Annotated in this window: 17 protein-coding genes; 7 read left to right on the top strand and 10 right to left on the bottom strand. The window is 60.0% G+C overall.

Features of this window, described 5'->3' with window-relative positions; all coding sequences use genetic code 11:
* Positions 1–143: 143 nt before the first annotated feature.
* The 3 genes from GO007_RS17720 to GO007_RS17710 are packed head-to-tail and all read left to right on the top strand — an operon-like array spanning position 144 to position 2,948.
* Positions 144–1,205, top strand: a complete 1,062-nt coding sequence (locus GO007_RS17720; RefSeq protein ID WP_095102115.1) for an ABC transporter substrate-binding protein — start codon at positions 144–146, stop codon at positions 1,203–1,205.
* A complete protein-coding gene (locus GO007_RS17715) occupies positions 1,195–2,199 on the top strand; it encodes a FecCD family ABC transporter permease (RefSeq protein WP_095102114.1) in 1,005 nt (334 codons plus the stop codon). The genes GO007_RS17720 and GO007_RS17715 overlap by 11 nt, the downstream gene beginning before the upstream one ends.
* A complete protein-coding gene (locus GO007_RS17710) occupies positions 2,199–2,948 on the top strand; it encodes an ABC transporter ATP-binding protein (protein ID WP_095102112.1) in 750 nt (249 codons plus the stop codon). Before GO007_RS17715 ends, GO007_RS17710 begins: the two co-directional genes overlap by 1 nt.
* Here the strand turns inward: GO007_RS17710 and GO007_RS17705 are convergent.
* The 4 genes from GO007_RS17705 to GO007_RS17690 form a co-directional block, all read right to left on the bottom strand.
* Positions 2,932–3,672 carry a substrate-binding domain-containing protein gene (locus tag GO007_RS17705; protein WP_095102111.1) on the bottom strand — a complete coding sequence of 247 codons (741 nt, stop codon included), beginning with the start codon at positions 3,670–3,672 and terminating at the stop codon, positions 2,932–2,934. The two genes, GO007_RS17710 and GO007_RS17705, sit on opposite strands and share 17 nt — an antisense overlap.
* A 55-nt stretch (positions 3,673–3,727) precedes the next feature.
* Positions 3,728–4,564, bottom strand: a complete 837-nt coding sequence (locus tag GO007_RS17700) for a shikimate dehydrogenase family protein (protein ID WP_095102109.1) — start codon at positions 4,562–4,564, stop codon at positions 3,728–3,730.
* A 15-nt stretch (positions 4,565–4,579) separates the two neighbouring features.
* Positions 4,580–5,902 carry an MFS transporter gene (locus tag GO007_RS17695; RefSeq protein ID WP_095102107.1) on the bottom strand — a complete coding sequence of 441 codons (1,323 nt, stop codon included), beginning with the start codon at positions 5,900–5,902 and terminating at the stop codon, positions 4,580–4,582.
* A 160-nt stretch (positions 5,903–6,062) separates the two neighbouring features.
* Entirely contained in the window at positions 6,063–7,916 is a 1,854-nt protein-coding gene (locus GO007_RS17690; protein ID WP_095102102.1) for a bifunctional sugar phosphate isomerase/epimerase/4-hydroxyphenylpyruvate dioxygenase family protein, read from the bottom strand.
* A 125-nt stretch (positions 7,917–8,041) separates the two neighbouring features.
* Here GO007_RS17690 and GO007_RS17685 point away from each other — a divergent pair, with 125 nt between their 5' ends.
* Positions 8,042–8,680, top strand: coding sequence for a TetR/AcrR family transcriptional regulator (locus GO007_RS17685; protein WP_095102100.1), 639 nt, complete (start codon positions 8,042–8,044; stop codon positions 8,678–8,680).
* Between the two features lie 23 nt (positions 8,681–8,703).
* Here GO007_RS17685 and fumD read toward each other — a convergent pair whose 3' ends face one another.
* Positions 8,704–8,919 carry a fumarate hydratase FumD gene (gene fumD / locus GO007_RS17680; RefSeq protein ID WP_095102098.1) on the bottom strand — a complete coding sequence of 72 codons (216 nt, stop codon included), beginning with the start codon at positions 8,917–8,919 and terminating at the stop codon, positions 8,704–8,706.
* A 222-nt stretch (positions 8,920–9,141) separates the two neighbouring features.
* Here fumD and ynhH point away from each other — a divergent pair, with 222 nt between their 5' ends.
* From ynhH to lpp, 3 genes are all read left to right on the top strand, one after another.
* On the top strand, positions 9,142–9,417 hold the full coding sequence (ynhH, locus tag GO007_RS29725) for a protein YnhH (protein WP_428983941.1): 276 nt from the start codon (positions 9,142–9,144) through the stop codon (positions 9,415–9,417).
* Positions 9,418–9,424: 7 nt separating this feature from the next.
* Positions 9,425–10,837 (top strand): pyruvate kinase PykF, encoded by a 1,413-nt coding sequence (gene pykF, locus GO007_RS17675; RefSeq protein WP_095102096.1) that lies wholly within the window; start codon positions 9,425–9,427, stop codon positions 10,835–10,837.
* Positions 10,838–11,147: 310 nt separating this feature from the next.
* Positions 11,148–11,384: a murein lipoprotein Lpp gene (gene lpp / locus GO007_RS17670; protein ID WP_010430241.1), complete on the top strand. Its 237-nt coding sequence runs from the start codon at positions 11,148–11,150 to the stop codon at positions 11,382–11,384.
* A 63-nt stretch (positions 11,385–11,447) separates the two neighbouring features.
* On the opposite strand, the gene ldtE is transcribed toward lpp, so the two are convergent.
* The 5 genes from ldtE to sufC form a co-directional block, all read right to left on the bottom strand.
* Positions 11,448–12,446 (bottom strand): L,D-transpeptidase LdtE, encoded by a 999-nt coding sequence (gene ldtE, locus GO007_RS17665; RefSeq protein WP_095102094.1) that lies wholly within the window; start codon positions 12,444–12,446, stop codon positions 11,448–11,450.
* A gap of 99 nt (positions 12,447–12,545) precedes the next feature.
* A complete protein-coding gene (sufE, locus tag GO007_RS17660) occupies positions 12,546–12,962 on the bottom strand; it encodes a cysteine desulfuration protein SufE (protein WP_095102092.1) in 417 nt (138 codons plus the stop codon).
* 11 nt (positions 12,963–12,973) lie between these two features.
* Positions 12,974–14,194 carry a cysteine desulfurase SufS gene (gene sufS, locus GO007_RS17655; RefSeq protein ID WP_095102090.1) on the bottom strand — a complete coding sequence of 407 codons (1,221 nt, stop codon included), beginning with the start codon at positions 14,192–14,194 and terminating at the stop codon, positions 12,974–12,976.
* Entirely contained in the window at positions 14,191–15,465 is a 1,275-nt protein-coding gene (sufD, locus tag GO007_RS17650; protein ID WP_095102088.1) for a Fe-S cluster assembly protein SufD, read from the bottom strand. Before sufD ends, sufS begins: the two co-directional genes overlap by 4 nt.
* Positions 15,440–16,186 carry a Fe-S cluster assembly ATPase SufC gene (gene sufC / locus GO007_RS17645; RefSeq protein ID WP_095102086.1) on the bottom strand — a complete coding sequence of 249 codons (747 nt, stop codon included), beginning with the start codon at positions 16,184–16,186 and terminating at the stop codon, positions 15,440–15,442. The genes sufD and sufC overlap by 26 nt, the downstream gene beginning before the upstream one ends.
* Positions 16,187–16,237 lie beyond the last annotated feature (51 nt).

The following is a 16,237-nucleotide window of genomic DNA, read 5'->3' as shown; positions in this document are numbered from 1 at the left end:
GCGGATGCGCAAGGCGGCCGGACGGCAGGCGAAAGAGTGGAATCACCTTGATCTTAAGGGGTATACGCGACGTTTAGCGTTGCTTCCGACAACGCTATATATTTTAATACACAACGATTCTTTCCCATCTAACCGAGCCGCTTATGTCAACACTACCTCGTTTCCTGCTCAGCCTGACGCTGATCGGCAGCACTCTGTTCGCCGGTAACGCCTTTGCCGATCGCACCATCACCGACCAGACGGGGCGCCAGGTCACCCTGCCGGATCGCGTTAACCGCGTCGTCGTGCTGCAGCATCAGACCCTGAACCTGCTGGTGCAGCTTAACGCCGCCGACGACGTTGTCGGCGTCATGAGCAGCTGGAAAAAGCAGCTCGGCCCGGCCTTTGCGCGCTTTATGCCCGCCATCGAAGGGCTGCCAACGCCGGGGGATTTAACCCAGGTCAACATCGAAAGCCTGCTGGCGCTGCATCCGCAGGTGGTGTTCGTCGCCAACTACGCTCCCCAGGCGATGATTCAGCAGATTCAGAATGCCGGAGTCCCGGTCGTCGCCGTGTCGCTGCGCCAGGACGCCGAGGGGGAGAAGAATAAAATGAACCCGTCGATGGCCGACGAAGAGCAGGCCTATAACGAAGGGCTGAAACAGGGTATTCGTCTGATTGGCGAGGTGGTCGATCGTCAGGCCCAGGCGGAAGAGCTGATTCGCTACGCCTTTAGCGCCCGGGCGCAGGCCAACGCGCCGGTTGCCGACATTCCCGACGGCCGGCGGGTCCGCGTCTATATGGCTAATCCCGATCTTAATACCTACGGCTCCGGGAAGTATACCGGCCTGATGATGAAGCACGCGGGCGCGCTGAACGTGGCGGCCGCCTCGGTGAAGGGCGCGCGTCAGGTCTCGCTGGAGCAGGTGCTGCAGTGGAACCCGGAGGTGATCTTTGTCCAGGACCGCTATCCGGAAGTGGTGAACCAGATTATCGCCGATCCGCAGTGGCAGAGAATCGACGCGGTCAAAAACCATCGCGTCTGGCTGATGCCGGAATACGCCAAAGCCTGGGGCTACCCGATGCCGGAAGCGCTGGCGATCGGCGAACTGTGGATGGCGAAAAAGCTCTATCCGTCCCGCTATAGCGCCGTCGACGTCGACGCCAGGGCGGAGGATTATTACCAGCGCTTTTACCGCGTAAAATGGACGCCCGATGCTCAGTAATCGTCACCCGGCCCTGCTGCAGGGAGGCCTGGCGCTGGCAACGCTGCTGATCGCCGTGACTTCACTCTGTTTGGGTCAGTATCCGCTGAGCCTCGGCGAGGTCTTTCGCCAGCTTGGCCATCTGTCGCCCGCCGACGGCGTGGCCGGGCAGATCGTCTGGTCGGTGCGTCTGCCGCGGGTGGTGATGGCGCTGCTGGCCGGCGGCGCGCTGGGCCTGTGCGGAGCCACCCTGCAGGGGGTATTTCAAAACCCGCTGGTTGATCCGCATATCATCGGCGTGACCTCCGGCTCCGCTTTCGGCGGGACGCTGGCGATCCTCTTAGGCCTGGACACGCTGCTGATGATGGCCTCAACGTTCGGTTTTGGCCTGCTGGCGCTGATGCTGGTGTACCTGATTGCGGCGCTGCAGGGGCGGGAAAACACCCTGGTGCTGATCCTCTCGGGCATTATCCTCAGCGGCTTTTTCGCCGCGCTGGTCAGCCTGATGCAGTATCTGGCCGATAGCGAAGAGACGCTGCCGAATATCGTCTTCTGGCTGCTGGGCAGCTTCGCCACCGCTAACTGGCATAAGGTGCTGCTGATGGCGCTGCCGGTTATCGCCGCCGCAACCATTCTCTATCGGCTGCGCTGGCGGATTAACCTGCTGGCGCTGGAGGATAAGGACGCCCGCGGGCTGGGGGTATCGGTCACCGCGCTGCGGCGTAGCGTGCTGGTCTGCTGCGCCGTGCTGGTGGCCGCGCAGGTGGCGGTCAGCGGCAGCATCGCCTGGGTCGGTCTGGTTATTCCGCACCTTGCCCGCCTGCTGGTCGGCGCCGACCATCGACGCCTGCTGCCCACCGCCTTCTGGCTCGGCGGCGGCTTTATGGTGGTGGTGGACAGTCTGGCCCGCACCTTAACCCAGGCGGAGATCCCGATTGGGATTATCACCGCCCTGCTCGGCGCGCCGCTGTTTAGCTGGCTGCTTTTCCATTCCCGTCGTCGAGGAACCGTCTGATGGAGGCCTCTCTTAGCCTGACGCAGCTGCTTTATGGCCACCGTCAGCCGCTGTTTGCTCCCCTTAGCCTGCGCTGTCGCGCCGGCGAGATCTGGGCGATCCTGGGCGCTAACGGGCGCGGAAAAAGCACGCTGCTTGATACGCTGACCGGCGTGCTGCCGCCGCTCGGCGGCCGGTTTGAGTCCGTCGACGGCACCGCCATCGTGCCGCAATCTTTTCGCCCGGCATTCAGTTGGCAGGTGCAGGAGGTGGTGCTGATGGGCCGCGCTCGCCATGTCGATCTGTTCGCCCAGCCCGGCGCTGAAGACCGACGGCAGGTTCAGGAGGCGCTGCGCCAGCTGGGGATTGCGCATCTGGCCGCCGCATCCTTTCGCGCGCTCTCCGGCGGCCAGCAGCAGCTGGTCCTGATTGCCCGCGCGCTGGTGGGCGCCAGCCAGAATATCCTGCTCGACGAGCCCTGCTCGGCGCTGGATCTCGCTAATCAGCAGGTGGTGCTGCAGCTGATTAGCGATCTGGCGCATCGCCAGACGCGCACGGTGCTGTTCACCACCCACGATCCTACCCACGCCCTGCAGATAGCCAGCCATACTTTACTCCTGCTGCCTGACGGCGAGTGGCTGGCGGGCCGCTCCGCCGAGGTGCTGAGCGAAGCCAATCTGCAGCGGGCCTACGGTTTACCGGTCCACAAAATCGATCACCCCGGATCGGCCGTACCGCTGCTGGCGCCGCAGTTTACGATCCGCCGCTGACCGGCAAAAAGCCCGCCGCGCGCAGGTAGCTCTGCCCCTCGTCGCCAAGAATAAAGCGGCTGAGCCGCTGCGCCCCGGCGCTCTCTTCGGTTTGTGTCAGGTAGTAGTCGGCGCGAACGTTCCACGGCGGCGGAATGGCGACGGTACGCAGCGCGTCGCCGGCCGCCATTTGGCCGACGTAGTGGGCGTAGCCGATAAACAGATCGGCTAACCCTTCGCCAATCAGCCAGGCCCCTGCCGTGCTGCCCGGCGGGACCTGTAGCGAACCCCTTCCCCCCACCAGCTGCCGCGCGCGGGCCATCATCCGCCGCCCGGCCCCCGGATAGCCGGCTTCAATCCGTTCGAATAGTTGCCAGGTATAGTCGCCGGAAGGATCGCAGCCCGGCGTTGAGGTCGCCAGGCGTAGCTGCGGGTCGCAGAGCAGCGTCAGCCAGTCGGCCTCATCGCTAGCGGCCGTTCGTCGCACGGTGAGCATCAGTTGGTTAGCGGCAAACGGCCAGCACTCGCCCGCCAGCCCCGCCTGCTGCAGCGCCTGCGGATGCTGGCTATTGGCGGAGGCGAAAACCGAGCAGCGCTCCCCGGCCTCAATCCGCTCGCGCAGCAGGCCTGCGGGAGCAAAATGCGCCTCGACCGCAATGCCGGTAAGCTGATGAAAACGCGCCAGCAGCGGGACAAAGGCGCCCTTCAGGCTCCCCGCCGCCAGCAGAACGATGCAAGGTGTCATAGATCTCTCGCTGAAGCCCGGAAATGCTGGCTATGGTAACCGGACTGAGCGCGTTTCAGTAGCGAATTTCCGCCAGCTCCCGCAGCCGTTCCGGGGTCGCCACCGGCAAATTGAAAAAGCGCAGGTAGGCGGGGATCATTTCAAACAGCATGTCGGTGCCGCGCTGGATCGCGCAGCCCCGCTCCTGCGCCGCCCGCAGCAGCGGCGTCATTTCGTGGGTCATCACCACTTCGCCCACCCAGCAGGCGGGAGACAGCCGCTGCGGGTCCAGCGGCAGCGGGTCGTCGGCCTTCATGCCCAGCGGCGTAGCGTTGACCACCAGGTCATGCCCCTGCGGATCGCGCTGCATCAGGCTGAGATCCAGCACCGGATAGTGCCGCAGCAGACGCCCGGCCAGCGCCTGCACCGCCTGCGGACGGCTATCGTAGAGCGTCAGGGCGCGGACCCCCGCCGCCGCCAGCGAAGCGGCGATCGCCGAGCCAACGCCGCCGCAGCCGATGACCAGCGCCCGCGCGCCCTGGGGCTGAAAACCCTTGCGGCGGATGCCAAGGACGAAGCCTTCGCCATCAAACATATCCCCGCTCAGGCTGCCGTCGGCCTCGCGGCGAATGGCGTTACACGCGCCGGCAATTGCCGCCGTGGGGCTGAGATGCTGCACCAGGCCGCAGGTGGCAATCTTGTGCGGCATGGTAACCAGCGCGCCGACGATATTGGTCATCGAGAACAGCGGCGCGATAAAGTCGGCATAGTCCTCAGGTCTGACCCCCATCGGCACCACTTTGACATCCACCTGCTGGTTTACAAACCACGGGTTATAAATCATCGGTGCCTTAAAACTGGCGGTAGGATAGCCAAGGTGCGCTATCAGCCGCGTGTTGCCACTAATCACCATCTCCTGCCCCTCTCTCTATTTCGCCAGCTCGATGCGTTTGACGTCGCCAAGAATAAACAGATATGCCACCACGCCGAGCAGCGCCGCGCCGCCGATATAGACCAGCGCATAGAAGAAGCTGCCGAAGGCCGCGACGATAAAGCCGACGATCAGCGGCGTGAGGATCCCGGCAAGGTTGGCACAGAAGTTGAACAACCCGCCGGTCAGCCCGCCCAGCCCCCGTGGAGCGATATCGGAAATCAGCGTCCAGCCGAGGCCGACCATGCCCTGACCAAAGAAGGCGAACGACATCACGAGGATCACCGCCAGATCGCTGGTCAGCCAGTTGGCGGAGATAATGGTGCTGGCCATCAGCAGGCCGGCAACGATAGGCAGCTTGCGCCCAAGGTTCGCCGAGCCGGTGGCCTTCAGCAGCCTGTCGGATACCCAGCCGCCGAACATCACCCCGCCGGCGGCGGCGAGGAACGGCAGAATGGCGAAGAAGCCCACTTTTAGCCACGGCATGTGGCGCTCGGTCGCCAGGTAGGTCGGAAACCAGGTCAGGAAGAAGACCAGTACCGTATTGCCGGCAAACTGGCCGATGCTGGCGCCGAGGATCTGCCGCTTGCCGAGCAGCTGGCGGACCAGCGGCCAGCTGAAGAGCGTCCGCTGCTGCATCGCGGTAGTCATGCCGCCGCCGCTGGCGATATGGTCACGCTCCTGCGGGCTAAGCTGCTTATCCTCGTGCGGCTCGCGGTAGCAGCGCCACCACACCAGCGCGAACAGCACGCCGACCGCGCCGACGCTGATAAACAGCGTCCGCCAGCCAAAGCTGCCCATGATCCAGAACAGCAGCGGGGAGAAGCAGGCCAGCCCAAGATATTCGCCCACCGTATATACCGCAGTGGCTTTGGCCCGCTCCTGCTGGGGGAACCAGGCGCTGACGACCCGGCTGTTGACCGGAAAGCACGGCGCTTCGCTGACCCCGAGGCCAAAACGGCAAAGCAGCAGCGTCTTGAGGCCAAGCGCCATGCCGTGAAACAGGGTAAACAGCGACCACAGGGTCAACGACAGGAAATAGGTCACCTTGTTGCCGAAACGGTCGAGGAACAGGCCGCCGGGGATCTGCGCCAGCGCGTAGGTCCACGCGAAGGCGGAAAACACGATCCCCATCACCGCGGCATCGATGCCGAGCTCGGAGGTTAAGCTGGGGGCCGCAATGCCTAATACCGTTCGGTCAAGGTAGTTAATCATCGTACCGACGGCCAGCAGCGAAAGGATCCCGATACGCCGCCGGGAGCGGCGCGCGGTGGTCACGGTCGCCGCCGTCGCCGCGTGGTTATGGCTATAAAAACTCATAGTCGTTTCCTGTCATAGACACGTTATCACCCGGGTCGCTTTTGTACGGGCGGCAGGAACGTTGCCGCCTTAACGCAGCGCGAGTGATGTGGTGCGTTGGGTGCAGATGAATGTTGTTATTGTATGGGCGACACGTATCAGATGAACCATTTGATACAAACTAGCCGTACTGCATCGCCGAAAGACGCACCGCCGCGTTCGCCGCGCCGTAGAGCGCGTAGCCGTCACGTCTTTCGGTCAACTCAAAGAAAAAGCGCCCTGCGGAAAAGGGTCGGGTGTAGAGATGCAGGAATTCACCGCCCTGGCCATCGCTGTCGTAGAGGAGCTGCAGACGTTTGAACAGCGCCACGCTCTCACCTGCGCCAAAGCGCGCCGCTAAATCCTCATAGTAGTTTGCCGGGATCGGCAGCGCGTTAAGGGAGACCTCAGGCAGGCAATTGAGGGTGGCCGGCAGGTCCCGGCAGGCGAAGGCCGCATGCTGCAGGCCTGCGCCCTGATAGCAGGCAACGGAGCGGGCAATCTGCGTCGCGCGGCTTTGAGAAATATTCAGCGCCAGGCGGATGTTGCCCTGCGGGCTATGTACCGCAAGGCTTCGCACCAGACCGTACGGGTCCGGCAGCGTCTGTTCATGTTCGAGGGTAAAGCCGAACACCGTGCGGAAGAACATAATCCAGTTGTCGCGGCTGTCCGCCTCCATCCCGAGCGCCAGGTGGTCGATGCCGCTGTAATCATCGCGCACAGCCGCAGGCGGCTGCAGGTGGAAATCGCGGGCATAGATATCGTCCCCGCGCTCAATCAAATAAATCAGGCTGCCATCCGGGGCGCAAACCGCCGGAATCGGGCTTTCATTCGGCCCGGCGTCGCCCTGCCAGGTGGCGTAACCGTAGGCGCGAGCGCGCGCAATAATCGGCGCGCTGCGGCTGACGCCAAGGGCCATCGCGCACAGCGAGATCCCGTGGCGCTGGTAGAAATGGTCGGCCCAGCTGTGCGGCTGAAAGTTGACGACGGCTCTTGCCGCCCCGTTACGCCACAGCGCCACCTGTTTCGAACGATGCTGGCCCTCCTGCTGAAAACCCAGCTGCGCCAGGCGCTGGCCGAGGGTTTTGGCCTCGGAGGGGCTGGCGGCAAACTCAATAAACTCCAGCCCCGTGTAGGGGGCTAACTCCGGCGCGTCAAACAGCGCCGCATCGCTGCTCGCCAGCTGGCGCCGGGTCTGCTCTTCCAGCCACAGCAGCGAACGGTAGCCGTCTTTCGCCGTCGCGCCGTTCGGCGAGGCGCGAAAACCATCATTAAAGATCTCCAGCGACCACGGGCCGCGATAGCCGCAGCGGGTCAGCTCGCAGGCAAAATCCACCAGCGGCAGCTGCCCCTGGCCGGGGAAGCAGCGGAAATGGCGGCTCCATTCGAGGACATCCATCTTCATCAGCGGCGCGTCGGCAAGCTGCAGGAAGGTGACTTTATCCACCGGCACCTCGTGGAGCCGCGCCAGATCGTCGCCGCGCGCCAGGATATGGAAGCTGTCGAGTACGATGCCCATTGCCGGGCTGTTCACCGCTTTTACCCGCTCCCAGGCCTGATGCCAGAGGTTAACGTGAGTCCCCCAGGCCAGCGCCTCATAGCCCACGATAATGCCCTCCTGCTCCGCCAGATCCGCCAGGGCGCGTAAATCCGCCACCTGCAGGGAGATATCGGCGGAGCAGTCCGGCTGCACGTTGCTGCAAAGCAGCATGGTGTCGCAGCCGAGCTCATGCATCAGCGCGAATTTGCGCCTCGCCCGCGCCAGATTGGCCGCAAACTGCGCGCGGCTGGCGCCTTCAAAATCGCGAAAGGGTTGAAAAAGCGTGATTTTTAGCCCTAAATCAGCCGCCAGATTACGAATATCCGCCGGCGTGCCCGTATAATAGAGCAGATCGTTTTCGAAGATTTCGACGCCCTGATAACCCGCAGCGGCAATGGCGTGAAGCTTTTCAGGTAAGGTACCGGAAATCGAGACGGTGGCGATTGAGCGCAGCATAGATCCTCGTGTCATCAGCGGACGTGAGCCCTGAATATGTATCATTTGGTTCATCCGCGCCACACAAGGTTGCTAAATTGTGATCGTTATGTGTATTTTTTGTCTCTCAGAAAAAAGGAGTGGTTATGTCCGTGGTTGCTCATGATGAAGCGCAATCCCTGAAAGAGCGGATCTTCACCGCCGCGATTGCCGTATTTGCCGAACACGGGCTTTCGGGGGCGCGGATGGAACAGATCGCCGTCGAAGCGCAGACGACCAAGCGGATGGTGGTCTACTACTTCAAAAGCAAAGAGCTGCTGTATCAGGCCGTGCTGCAGCACGTCTACGCCCGTATTCGCGAAACGGAACAGCAGCTCGGGCTGGAGCAGCTTCCTCCGGTGGAGGCGTTGGTTCAGCTGGTGAGGTGGAGCGTGCGCTATCACGCGACCCACGCGGACTTTATGCGCGTGATCTGTATGGAGAATATGCAGCGCGGGAAGTGGCTGCAGTCATCCGGGCAGCTGAAACCGCTGAACCGAACCGCCCTTTCCATCCTCGAGGATATTCTCCAGCGCGGGCAGCAGCAGGGGATTTTTCAGGCCGGGATTGAGCCGCGGGACGTCCACCGGCTGATCAGCAGCTTCAGCTTTTATCAGGTCTCGAATTTTTACACCTTCAACAGCCTCTATCTCGACGATCCGCTGCCGGAAATCGACGATGAGGCGATGGTCGCCCACCACTGCGATATCGCGGTAAAAGCGGTGGTTCGCTTCGTTATATCCTGAAGCCTGAGGCGCTGCCGTCGGCGTTATTCATGTCCTGATAAGGCGTGAATAACCCGGGTCATCGCTTCATGAGTCAGCTCCGAACGGGCGATTTTGGGATTCGCCAGCGCGGTGCGAACGACGCCGGCAATCACGATATGTTTCGGTTCCTGACCAAGATCGCGCATTTCGAGCACGACTTTCCCCACCACGCGGCACATTTCCTGGTACAACTCATCGTCTTTTGCTCGGTTTCCCATCAAATCACGCTCGCAAATTATCATTATCAATCAATTCATTATTGATATCTTTTCCGCATAAATCAAACCAGCGCACCGTTTCTTCGCTAATGACGAATTTCCATGACCAAACCGCGGCTAAAACGGCACGCTGCGGCCAGTTTATCTTAGCGACTGGCGAAAATTTGTGTTGCAGATAAGATTGTTATTGGTGTGAGTTTTGTTGCGTTTGTATAACGGAAAATGAAACGTTGTTTTCATTTTCCTTTTTTGTTTCATCGTCGTATAATGCACACCGATTCTTTCTTGAATGGTTTCAGCACATTGGACTGCATGACTAAAAGCATAAAAAATTGCCTCTTTTCATGGGCTGAACCGCCAGCACACATTCTTCTGCACGCTCTATTGTTGTCACCTATCCTTAGAGCGTGGCATAGCAGCTTTCGCAATACAGGTTTGCCTCCACGGCAGTGCGCCCACGGAGCGAGATTCCCCTATCCTTCACAACTTAAAGACTAATACCTTCATGAAAAAGACCAAAATTGTTTGCACCATCGGTCCGAAAACCGAATCCGAAGAGATGTTAACCAAGATGCTGGACGCGGGCATGAACGTCATGCGTCTGAACTTCTCTCACGGCGACTATGCTGAACACGGTCAGCGCATCCAGAACCTGCGCAATGTGGTGAGCAAAACCGGTAAAACCGCCGCTATCCTGCTGGATACCAAAGGTCCGGAAATTCGCACCATCAAACTGGAAGGCGGCAACGACGTCTCCCTGAAAGCGGGTCAGACCTTCACCTTCACAACCGACAAATCCGTAGTCGGCAACAACGAAATCGTAGCCGTCACCTATGAAGGTTTTACCTCTGACCTCTCCGTTGGCAACACCGTACTGGTTGACGATGGTCTGATCGGTATGGAAGTTACCGCCATCGAAGGTAAAAACGTTATCTGTAAAGTGCTGAATAACGGCGACCTCGGCGAGAACAAAGGCGTTAACCTGCCGGGCGTATCTATCGCTCTGCCGGCGCTGGCTGAGAAAGACAAACAGGACCTGATCTTCGGCTGCGAACAGGGCGTTGACTTTGTTGCCGCATCCTTTATCCGCAAGCGTTCTGACGTAGTAGAAATTCGCGAACACCTGAAGGCTAACGGTGGCGACAACATTCAGATCATCTCCAAGATCGAAAACCAGGAAGGCCTGAACAACTTCGACGAAATCCTTGAAGCCTCCGACGGCATCATGGTTGCTCGTGGCGACATGGGCGTTGAAATCCCGGTTGAAGAAGTTATCTTCGCCCAGAAAATGATCATCGAAAAATGTATCCGCGCGCGTAAAGTGGTTATCACCGCTACCCAGATGCTGGACTCAATGATCAAGAACCCGCGTCCGACCCGCGCGGAAGCCGGCGACGTCGCTAACGCCATCCTCGACGGCACCGATGCCGTGATGCTGTCCGGCGAATCGGCAAAAGGTAAATACCCGCTGGAAGCGGTTACCATCATGGCGACCATCTGCGAACGTACCGACCGCGTCATGACCAGCCGTCTGGAGTTCAACAACGACAACCGCAAGCTGCGCATCACCGAAGCCGTTTGCCGTGGTGCTGTAGAAACCGCTGAAAAACTGGAAGCGCCGCTGATCGTCGTCGCCACCCAGGGCGGTAAATCCGCTCGCGCAGTGCGTAAATACTTCCCGGATGCCACTATCCTGGCGCTGACCACCAACGAAACCACCGCCCGCCAGCTGGTGCTGACCAAAGGCGTTGTACCGCAGCTGGTTGAGCAGCTGGCCTCTACCGACGACTTCTACATGCTGGGCAAAGAGCTGGCTCTGCAGAGCGGTCTGGCGCGTAAAGGCGACGTCGTCGTGATGGTGTCCGGAGCGCTGGTTCCAAGCGGAACAACCAATACCGCATCCGTGCACGTGCTGTAATAATTTACAGGCTAATTCGTTTTTTTAAAGGCGCCTCCGTGAGGCGCTTTTTTTTTATTCAATCACTAGCTACTCTTAATAAAAATGCAAATCGGAATTTACTATTTAATAAGAGATTATCTAAGATGAATCCGATGGAAGCGTGCTGTTTTCACACAGCTTTTTAAACTAATCCTCCAAATTCGTTGGTTCTTTGAGCGAACGATCAAAAATAAGCGTATTACCGTAAAAAAATATTCTCATCCCAAAAAAGTTTGTGTAATACTTGTAACGCTACATGGAGATTAACTCAATCTAGAGGGTATTAATAATGAATCGTACTAAACTGGTACTGGGCGCGGTAATCCTGGGTTCTACTCTGCTGGCTGGTTGCTCCAGCAATGCTAAAATCGATCAGCTGTCTTCTGACGTTCAGACTCTGAACGCTAAAGTTGACCAGCTGAGCAACGACGTGAACGCAATCCGTTCCGACGTTCAGGCTGCTAAAGATGACGCAGCACGCGCTAACCAGCGTCTGGACAACCAGGCTACTAAATACCGTAAGTAATAGTGCCTGTGTAATAGAAATGGCGCACATTGTGCGCCATTTTTTTGTCCTGCTCTCCCCGATTTACTGCACTCTTGTACTCTCATCCACCGGCGCATTCTGCACCGACAAATTCGATACCGCCCCTCCGGCACTGCTCTGCTCACCGCCAGAAACCACCACCGGGTAGCCCGCTCTTCTCGACAGCGCGCGCTTCAGCAGCGCCTCGTCGACGGACTTATCGCCGGAAAACTGATGGAATTCCGCCGGGAGCGTATAGGCAATAGTTCGGGTATCGCCGCTTTCATCCTGCGACAGCGGCCGGTGTACCTCAACGTAGCGCCTGCCGTCGGGCTCAACCGCAAACTTCACCGGCTGATTGATGATGCGCACCGGCGTTCCGGTCTTCACCTGGCTAAAGAGTGCCTGAATGTCGGCGGCGTTCATGCGCATACAGCCGGAGCTGACCCGCAGCCCCACGCTATCCGGCGCGTTGGTGCCATGAATGAGGTATTCGCCGTTACCGTACGCCAGGCGCAGCGCATAGCGTCCCAGAGGGTTGTTCGGCCCCGCCGGAATAACGGGCGGCAGCTTAATCCCTTTCTCCAGCGAGCGGGCGCGGATGCCCGCCGTCGGGGTCCAGGTCGGATTGGGGATCTTCTGCCCGACGCGGGTGGTCATCTCCGGCGTTTCCAGCCCAAGCTGGCCAATGCCGAGAGGATAGACCTGCACCTGATTTTGCCCCGGCGGGAAGTAGTAGAGCCGCAGCTCCGCCAGGTTCACGACAATTCCCTCGCGAGGCGTGTCGGGCAGCAGCATCTGCGAAGGGATCAGCACCTGGGTGCCCGGTTCAGGCTCTACCGGCGCCAGCGTATCGTTAGCTTCGAGGATCAGCATTGCCGCGGTATCAAAATGACGAGCAATCGCCTGCAGGTTGCGATCCCCCTCCTGCACCGTCCAGAATTGATTTTGACCAATGATCCTGCTGTTAGCAGGAGGAAGTGGGTAATCTACCGCCCAGGCGCCATGCTGCACGCTGAGGGCCGCCAGAAGGGATAAAGTGAGGAGAGACGCGCGTTTCATACTGAGATTCCTTCTTTCGCTAATAAAACGCCAGGATCTGTACATCGGCGGGAAACGCGTTCCCACCGAACGTAACAGAATGAAATCTACCTGTTTATTCTAGCTAAGATTTGCGGCTTTCGCGCGAATTGCGCGAATCATGGCTTCCAGCCCCTGCGACCGCGATGGCGTAAGATGCTGAGTCAGCGCCATCTTTTCAAACCACGGGCGAACGTCAAAAGCGGTGATATCCTTGGCCGTCATCTGGTCATAGAGAATAAACACCACGGCGATGAGCCCTTTGACGATAGCCGCGTCGCTATCGCCGCGCAGCACGAGCGCGCCCGTCTCGTTCTGCTCCACGACAATCCATACCTGGCTCTGGCAGCCCTGGATAATGTTTTGCGCCGTATGCTCCTCGGCGCTCAGCGGCGCCAGCCGCTGGCCAAGCTCAATAATATAGAGGTACTTCTCTTCCCAGTTTGCGCAACGGCTGAAGTTGCGCAGCAGTTTATCTTTATCCGGTAACGCCGCCATGATTGCTTCCTTTAGCCTAATAGCTTGTGAATGCGCTGTAGTCCTGCGACCAGCCGATCCACATCTTCCGTGGTATTGTACATCGCCAGCGATGCCCGACACATCGCCGGAACGCTAAAGAAGTCCATCAGCGGCATCGCGCAGTGATGGCCGGTTCGAATCGCGATGCCATAGTTATCGAGGAAGCTGCCGACGTCGTAGGCGTGGTGCGCGCCGAGATTAAAGGCAATCACCCCGAGCCGCTGCGGCGGGCCGTAGATGATCAGGTCCGGCACTTTTGTCAGCTCCTGCAGCGCGTAGCGCATCAGCGTCTGTTCATATTCGCCGATATGCGCCAGCCCCAGCGCGCTGACGTAATCCAGCGCCGCCCCGAGCCCGATAATTCCGCCGGTATTTGGCGTCCCCGCCTCAAAGCGCCACGGCGCTTTTGCCCAGGTGGTCCCCTGGGTCAGGCTGACGGTGGCGATCATCGATCCGCCCCCTTCCCACGGCGGCATCTCGTCCAGCAGAGCCGCTTTACCATAGAGGACGCCGATCCCGGTCGGGCCATACAGCTTGTGTCCGGAGAAGACGTAGAAGTCGCAGTCCAGCGCCTGGACGTCCACGGCGTGATGCATCACCGCCTGAGCGCCGTCCACCAGCACCCTGGCGCCGTGCTGATGCGCCAGCGCAATCAGCGCCGCTACCGGATTTTCAATGCCCAGCACGTTGGAGACCTGGGTGATGGCCAGCAGCCGGGTGCGCGCGTCGAACAGGCCCGCTATCGCCTCCAGCTGCAGGGTTCCGTCCGGATTGAGTGGGATCACCCGCAGCTCTGCGCCCACCCGGGCGCAGAGCAGCTGCCACGGAACGATATTGGCGTGGTGCTCCATCGCGCTAACGATGATGTTATCTCCGGCCCCCACGTTGGCGTTGCCCCAGCTATTCGCCACCAGGTTAATCCCTTCGGTGGTCCCGCGGACAAACACCAGCTCTTCCGCAGAGCGCGCGTTGAGGAAGGTTGCCGCCCGCTGGCGAACCTGCTCCATTCGCGTCGTCGCTTCCGCGCTCAGGGTGTGAATGCCGCGATGCACGGCGGCATAGCCGTGCCGGTAAAACTCCGCCTCGGCGTGAATGACCGCCTCCGGCTTTTGCGCGCTGGCGGCGCTGTCCAGATAGACCAGCGGCTGGCCGTTGACCTCCCGGCCGAGCAGCGGAAAATCTGCACGGACTCGTTCAACAGAAAATGTCATGCTGCCTCTCCCGGTAGACGCTGGCCGATGCGCGCGAGGATTTGCTGCCTCAGCGCCACATCGCCGATGGCTTCCGTCAGCTCCGCGGCGAAAGCGTACAGAATCATGTGCTGCGCCGCCTGCTGGGTGATGCCGCGCGAGCGCAGGTAAAACAGCTGTTCATCGTCGATACGCCCGATGGTGGCGCCGTGGCTACATTTGACGTCATCGGCGTAAATCTCCAGCTGCGGTTTGGTATCCACCTCCGACAGCCGGCCTAACAGCAGATTATTATTGGTCATCTGGCCGTCGGTTTTAATCGCGTTCGGCGCAACGTTGATCAGGCCGTTAAATACCGCCCGACCTTTGTCGCTGACGATGGTCTTATGCAGCTGGCGGCTGTTGCAGTAGCCGACGTCATGGTTCAGCCAGGTGCGGCTGTCGCAGACCTCATTTTTTACCGGCATCGCCAGAGAGTTGATCCGCAGGTTGCTGTTCTCACCCCGCAGCTGCACGCTGGTATGCTGGCGCAGCACCGCGCCGCCGAGCAGGAAGCTGCTGCTAAAGGCCGATGCATCGCGCCCCAGAGAGAGGTCGTTGTGGGCAAAGTGGAAGCTCTGCGCGTTTTCAAACGCCAGCTTGATATGCTGCAGATGCGCGTTGTCCGCCACCGTGGCGGTCAGCCGTCCGCCGGTAAAATGACGCTGCTCGTTAAGGCTGACATAGTGCTCAAGGATCGTCGCCTCCGCGCCGCTCTCCAGCTCCAGATGATGCCGGTAGTGCGCGGTATTCATCTCTTCCCCCGCCAGCCCGCGCGTCACGTGCATAATCAGTAACGGCCTCGCGGGGCGCTGGTTGCGCTTCACGCGAATGCGCGTCACCGTCGGCGCCAGGCTTTCGGTCAGGTGCAGAAACAGCTCCGGCTGCAGCGCGTCGGGCAGCGTCTGCCGCTGGTTATCGATGCTGACTTCGTAGCCGCTGTCGGCCAGCGCATCGCTCAACGCTTCGCTGTAGCGGCCATCGATGAACACCAGCCGCCAGGCATCGACGGAGAGCGCCAGCGCGTCCCGCTGCGCCGTGGTTAACGCCTCGGGCTGCGGTGCGACGAAGGTGCCGCTGAGCAGCGCATCCAGCGGCGTATATTTCCAGTGCTCATGCTTACGCGTCGGCAGCCCCAGGCGCAGCGCCTGCTGCAGGTGCTGGTGCGCTTCTGGGGTTCGCTGCTCCGCCTGCGCTTCAAACAGGTGGTGCCACTGCTGCAGCGCGTTACTGCTGTTCGGTAAGCCAGCCATAGCCCTGCTCCTCCAGTTGTTTGACCAGGGTGAAGTCGCCGGATTTGACGATCCGCCCCTGATACAGCACGTGGACGTAATCAGGCTTGATATAGTCGAGAATACGCTGGTAGTGGGTGACAATAATAAACGCGCGCTTGCCGTCGCGCAGCGCGTTGACGCCGTCAGAAACGATCTTCAGGGCGTCGATATCCAGCCCCGAGTCAGACTCATCGAGAATGCACAGCTCCGGCTCCAGCACCGCCATCTGCAGGATGTCGTTGCGCTTTTTCTCGCCACCGGAGAAGCCGACGTTGACCGAGCGGGTCAGCAGGTCTTCCGGCATCTTCAGCAGCTTAATTTTGTCTTCCATCAGATCCTGAAAATCAAAGCGATCTAACTGCTCCTGCCCGCGATAGCGACGTACCGCATTCAGCGCCGTTTGCAGGAAAAACTGATTGCTGACGCCCGGAATTTCAACCGGATACTGGAAGGCCATAAAGATCCCCTCGCCCGCGCGATCCTCCGGCGCAAGCTCAAGCAGATCCTTGCCCTTAAACTCAACGCTGCCGCCGGTCACTTCATAATCTTCCCGCCCGGCGAGCGTTGCGGAGAGCGTACTTTTCCCGGAGCCGTTGGGCCCCATAATGGCGTGAACTTCGCCAGGTCGGATATCCAGGTTCAATCCGCGCAGGATCTCTTTCTCGTCAACGGAAACCTGCAAATCTTTAATACTTAACATGTATATTCCTTAATTCGGCAGTCTGATTCAGGCGGCGTCAGCGCGCAGCCG

It is taken from the genome of Klebsiella sp. 10-1 (genome assembly GCF_009758445.1).
Taxonomy (GTDB): Bacteria; Pseudomonadota; Gammaproteobacteria; order Enterobacterales; family Enterobacteriaceae; genus Klebsiella; species Klebsiella scottii.
The sequence above is the reverse complement of the archived record's forward strand: the minus strand, read 5'-3'. Positions and strand labels throughout refer to the sequence as shown.